Origin of the sequence: Butyricicoccus sp. (assembly GCF_050872565.1) — a bacterium.
In the GTDB taxonomy this organism is placed as follows: domain Bacteria; phylum Bacillota; class Clostridia; order Oscillospirales; family Butyricicoccaceae; genus Butyricicoccus_A.
Genome location: NZ_JBNMHC010000132.1, coordinates 1 through 5695 on the forward strand (window position 1 = coordinate 1; position 5695 = coordinate 5695).

The following is a 5695-nucleotide window of genomic DNA, read 5'->3' on the forward strand; positions in this document are numbered from 1 at the left end:
AGCCCAGCTGCTCAAACGCCGTACAGGCTGCGCTTTTTCCTGTGCCGGAGCCGCCAGTCAAACCGAGAATTCTCATGCGTCTGCCTCCGTCAAATCAATGACATGGAAACCGGCAGCCTTTTTGATGCGGTTTGCCACAGCGAGCCCAATGCCGCGGGACGGCGGGCACTGGGCAAAGATTTCTGTGCAATCCGTGTCGTCAAAGCGGCGCAGGGCATCGAATACTTCCCGCGCCTGCTGGGCTTCATCTCCGGACGGGCCGAAGGTCTCTACGACAGCCTTCCCGTGGAACAGCTGGGCACAGTCATCAAAGCACAGCACGCCGGTGTGCGCGCCCAGCTTGTCTGCGATATACTGCGCGCTGGCTTCCGGTGTGCCAAATACGACAGTCACCGGTGCTTTCGGCGCATAATGACGGTACTTCATGCCCGGTGCTGAAACCTTTTCGCTGTCATCAATCTTTTCTTTCAGCGCGCGGTCTACATCCACTTCACCGAGTACCGATTGCAGCTGCTCCAGCGAGATGCCGCCCGGACGCAGCAGGCGCGGCCGTTCGCCGCACAGCGATACAACCGTCGATTCCACACCGACAGAACACGGGCCGCCATCGACAACCGCGGCAATCTTACCGTGCAAGTCCTCCATGACATGCTGTGCCGTCGTGGTAGACGGTCTGCCGGAAGTATTGGCAGACGGTGCCGCCAGCGGAACGCCTGCCGCGCGGATAATCGCCTGTGCGATTGGATGCACCGGAAAACGAATACCCACTGTATTTAATCCGCCAGAAGTTACCATTGGTATTCTTTCTTGCTTCGGCAAAATAATCGTCAGCGGTCCCGGCCAAAAGGCATCCGCCAGCATTTGCGCTTCCGGCGGAAACTCCGTCGCAATGTCGGATACCATCGAGAGATCTGCGATGTGCACGATAAGCGGGTTGTCCTGCGGACGTCCTTTCGCCTCAAAAATACGCTTGACTGCCTGCGGATTCAGTGCATCCGCTGCGAGTCCATATACCGTTTCCGTGGGGATGCCCACGACCTCTCCGGCGCGGAGCAGCGCACCGGCTTCTTCAATTGCCGCCGGATCCTCCGACGGACGCAGCAGTTTGGTTTGCATGATTTGACCTTCTTTTTATTTCTAATCGTATTATTTACTGATTATTTATCAAATTGTTTAATTTTCCATCTTTGCCAGCTTCTCTGCCTGATCGGTAGTAATCAGAGCATCGAGCACCTCATCCAAATTGCCATCCAAGAACTGATCCAGCTTATAGATTGTCAGCTTGATGCGGTGCTCCGACACGCGGTTTTCCGGGAAATTATACGTGCGGATGCGTTCCGAGCGGTCACCAGAGCCGACCTGACTGCGGCGTTCTGCCGCAATGGCGTCATCCTGCTCGCGCTGCTTGATTTCAAACAACCGCGAACGCAAAACCTTCATTGCCTTGTCTCGATTCTTGAACTGGCTTCGCTCGTCCTGACACTCGACAACCATACCGGTCGGCAAATGCGTGATACGAATGGCGGACGAGGTTTTATTGATGTGCTGACCGCCCGCGCCGGACGAACGATAGGTATCAATCTTCAGATCTTTCGGGTCAATCGTCAGCTCTACATCGTCTACTTCCGGCAATACAGCAACAGTCACCGTTGAGGTATGCACGCGACCCTGCGATTCGGTCTCCGGCACACGCTGAACACGGTGCACGCCGCTCTCATATTTGAGCCGTGAAAAGGCACCTTCGCCGTCAATGCTGAAGGTAATCTCTCGAAAACCGCCCAATTCGGTCTCAGAATCGCTGATTCGTTCGGTTTTCCAGCCCTTTGTGTCCGCATACATCGTATACATGCGATACAGCGAAGCGGCAAACAGCGCGGCTTCCTCGCCGCCTGCGCCAGCGCGGATTTCCATAATGACACTGCGCTCATCGCGCTCATCTTTCGGCAGAAGCAGCAGCTTGAGTTCCTGCTCCAGCTGTTCTTTTTGCTCGCGGCTGGAGGTCAGTGTTTCCTGCGCCAGCGCGTGCATCTCGGCATCTCCGCCAGCCTCAGACAACAGCTCCTTGGCGTCCTGCTCGTCCTGACACGCGGTCTGATACGCACGGTACGCCTGCAAAATCGGCTGTAAATTTCGATGTTCCTTGGTCAGTGCCGCCGCTCGCTCCGGATCATCATATAAATTCGGGCTGGCAAGCTGGTTTTCCAGCTCATCATACCGATCGGCAAGCCCTTCCAGCTTTTCCAGCATGAATTTCAACTCCTTGTATTATCTTTACTAAATTATAATATTTGTATTTTTATTCTGTCACCCACAGACCAACACTCATCTGCAAATCTTCTTCGCCATCAATGGTGGTGGACAAGCACTGACTGGCTTTTTTGTCTCCAAACAGACGGTCGAGCACAAAATTCTCCATCTCGAACAAATTCTCTTCGCAGAAATACGCCATGCGCTCTCCAATCTGAAGGGGATAGGTAACCTTTCCCTCGCCAAAAATCACTGCGCTCTGCTTGACATCCCGCAATTCCAGCGCATCAAGCTTTCCACACAGCAAAGCGCGCAATCCCGTAATCAACTGCGGCGCAAATGCCGTCGACACGCGGATTTCTGCGAGCTGAAAATGGTCGTTATCCGTGGCATACAATCCACAGGGTATGGTATATCGTATCATCGACGCTCCCCTCCCGTCTGTCTTTCTTTTTTTACCAGTATCCGCTGACAATCAGCTTGACAACGGAAAAATACTCTCGAATGTACATCAGCACGCTGGATGCCGGATCTCCCGCCGGAGCAGACACCACAGACGGCGTCAGACCGATATGCTGCATGATGTGCCGCACGCGAAACAGATGAAAGCTGCTGGACACGATGGTAACATGCTCCGTGCTCCAGCCGCGCTGCCGACAAATCTCTCCCGCGTTTTGTATGTTCTGCACGGTGTTGTGCGACTGCTTTTCCATAATAATGCGGCTGGAATCCGCGCCATGCTGCACCATCCAGCGGCGCATGACCACGGCTTCCGGCTCCGCTTCATCCGAGCCTTGTCCGCCGCACACAATCACTGGTGCGTCTGGATTTCGCTCCATGACATCCATCGCTACAGCCAGCCGATTTTTCAGATTCTGCGACGGCTGATCGCCGCGCAGGCCGCCGCCCAGCACATAAATTACCTGTACCGGCTCCTGCACCTCGGACCGTGTGCCGGACACAATCATGCCTTCTATCGCGACAAATGAACACAGCCAAACCACAAACAGCACATGCCCCAGACGCACGAGCCACTTGCTGATGCGCTGCTTGGTGCCGGTCTCTGTGTCCCGCACGGCAATCAGTTTGCACATGAGTGCCGTACACGCACACAGCGCGGCAAAGAAATACAAGCCAAACCGCCATGTCGCCATAAACAGCGAGCACGGAATACAAATCACCGTGGCAATCAGGCAAATCACGCATAAGGTACGATAGCATCGTCTCATGCGTCCTGCATCTCCTCCAACTGAGCGGACAGCTCTTCCCACTGTTCCATCAGTTCCATCAGCTGATTTTCCACTTCGTCCTTCTGATTGGCAAGCTCCATCAGCTTGCCCGGATCGCTCGCCGCGGCAGCCATCTGTTCATCCAGCGCGGCACTTTGTTCCTCACACTGAGAAATCTCACGCTCCAGCTTGGCAATCTTCTTTTCCAGCTGCTTGGTGCCGCCCTTCGGCTTAGGCTTTTCCTTTTTCGGCTTCGGCGTCACAGCTGCCGCTTTTTCTGCGGCTTTTCGCTCACGGAACGCAAGATACTGCTCATAATTGCCGGTAAAATCAATCATTTCGCCGTCCATCAGCACGATGATGCGATTCGCAAAACGCGAGACAAAATAGCGGTCATGCGAAACAAACAGCAGGGTACCGGTAAAGCCCTCAATGGCTTCTTCGATCCACTCGCGGGATAAAATATCCAGATGGTTGGTCGGCTCGTCCAGCACGAGCATATTGAGCGGGTCATACATGAGTTCACACAGGCGCAGACGGCTCTTTTCACCGCCGGATAGCTTGGCTACCGGCTTGAGGGCATCCTCGCCGGAGAACTGGAAGCGTCCCAGACGATTGCGCGCGGTCTGCGGTGTGACGTTCTTTTCATAAATCAGCGTGTCTACGAGCGTGCGGTTTTCATCTTCAAAATGAACGACCTGCGGCAAATACGCGGGTTTGAGTCCCTCGCCCTTTTTGATCGTGCCGCTGTCCGCTGCCTCATAGCCCAAGATAATGTTGAGCAGTGTCGTTTTTCCGGTGCCGTTATCGCCCAGAATCGCCACGCGCTCGCCGTTTTTCACGCTGAACGTGACATCGTGCAGCACTTGGCGTCCGTCAAAGCTCTTGCAGATGCCGCGTACTTTGAGCACATTTTCTGTCTCATAGTTCGGATCTCCGAACTGCATGGACATCTTTTTCTGCTGCTTCGGGCGGTCTGCCACCGTCATGCGGGCAATGCGCTTATCAATCGAGAACGCGCGCTTATGCATTTTCTCTGTGCCCCACTGATGCATCTTGCGCGACTGATCCTGCAATCGCTTGAGTTCTTCCATCTGGTTTTCGTGCTCTGCCATGCGCTGAGCAAAGCGCAGCTTGCGCTCCTCCGCATAATAGCTGTACGAGCCGGCATAGAAATCTGCATGACCTTCAAACAGCTCGATAATTCGATCACAGCACTGGTCGAGGAAATAGCGGTCATGAGAAATCGTAACCACGGTTCCCTTATATTCCGACAGGAAATTGCCCAGCCACTCGACAGCGTCCAGATCCAGATGGTTGGTCGGCTCATCGAGCAGCAAAATATCCGTGTCTTCCAAGATGATACGCGCCAGATTGACGCGGGTCTTCTCGCCGCCGGACAACACATCAAACGGCTGTGCCCGCATTTCTTTTGGAATTTCCAGACCATTACATACTTTATCTACTTCATAATCCAGCGCATAGCCGCCCATGGCTTCAAATTCCGCCTGCAGCGCACCGTACTGCTTGAGAATCTGCGAATCATCGTTCTTCTCCATCTGCATTTCCAGCTCAGTCATGCGCTGGCGCACCTCTGCAATGCGGTGAAAGGCAGAGCGCAGAATCTGCTCTACCGTGTCGCCCGGCTCATAGACCGGAATCTGGTCAATGACGCCGACGGTGCGGTTTTTGGCAATCGAAATGGTGCCAGTCTCATACGGCAATTCGCCGGTAATGACACGAAACAGCGTGGTCTTTCCCGCGCCGTTCGGGCCAACGATTGCTACTTTTTCTCCTGGAAAAATATCAAATGTGATGTCATGCAGAATTTGATTTTCTCCAAAAAACTGATTCAGTCCTTTGATACTGATGTCTGCCAACAGGTTTGACCTCCATTATTATAATTTTCCTTGTTATCCCACTGAAAAAGACCGCGCACAGAGCGCGGTCTTCAGCTTGTCAGAAACAGTCCGATCAAACCTTCTCCGGCTCATCAAAGCTTTCGCCAAAGGTCTCTACGGTCACGCTCTTCATAACCTGCGGCTTGAGCGGCATATCACGGAAGTTGGTGCGCGTTGCCACAATGCGGTCGCAAACGTCCATGCCGGTGATAACACGGCCGAAGGCTGCATACTGGTTGTCCAGATGCGGAGCATCTTCTACCATAATAAAGAACTGCGAACCAGCGGAATTCGGATCCATAGCACGAGCCATAGACA

The 5695-nt window shown here is 53.8% G+C and carries 6 protein-coding genes; all 6 read right to left on the reverse strand.

Annotated elements, in window-relative coordinates; genetic code table 11:
- Positions 1–72: 72 nt before the first annotated feature.
- Positions 73–1116, reverse strand: coding sequence for an L-threonylcarbamoyladenylate synthase (locus ACR0P9_RS06765; RefSeq protein WP_432618550.1), 1044 nt, complete (start codon positions 1114–1116; stop codon positions 73–75).
- 57 nt (positions 1117–1173) lie between these two features.
- Positions 1174–2247, reverse strand: coding sequence for a peptide chain release factor 1 (gene prfA / locus ACR0P9_RS06770; protein ID WP_432618552.1), 1074 nt, complete (start codon positions 2245–2247; stop codon positions 1174–1176).
- 49 nt (positions 2248–2296) lie between these two features.
- Positions 2297–2671, reverse strand: coding sequence for a hypothetical protein (locus tag ACR0P9_RS06775; protein WP_432618554.1), 375 nt, complete (start codon positions 2669–2671; stop codon positions 2297–2299).
- Positions 2672–2702: 31 nt separating this feature from the next.
- Positions 2703–3476, reverse strand: a complete 774-nt coding sequence (locus ACR0P9_RS06780) for a YdcF family protein (RefSeq protein ID WP_432618556.1) — start codon at positions 3474–3476, stop codon at positions 2703–2705.
- Positions 3473–5356, reverse strand: coding sequence for an ABC-F family ATP-binding cassette domain-containing protein (locus ACR0P9_RS06785; protein ID WP_432618558.1), 1884 nt, complete (start codon positions 5354–5356; stop codon positions 3473–3475). Before ACR0P9_RS06785 ends, ACR0P9_RS06780 begins: the two co-directional genes overlap by 4 nt.
- A gap of 94 nt (positions 5357–5450) precedes the next feature.
- On the reverse strand, positions 5451–5695 hold a 245-nt coding region (locus ACR0P9_RS06790; RefSeq protein WP_432618560.1), incomplete at its 5' end, for a peptidylprolyl isomerase.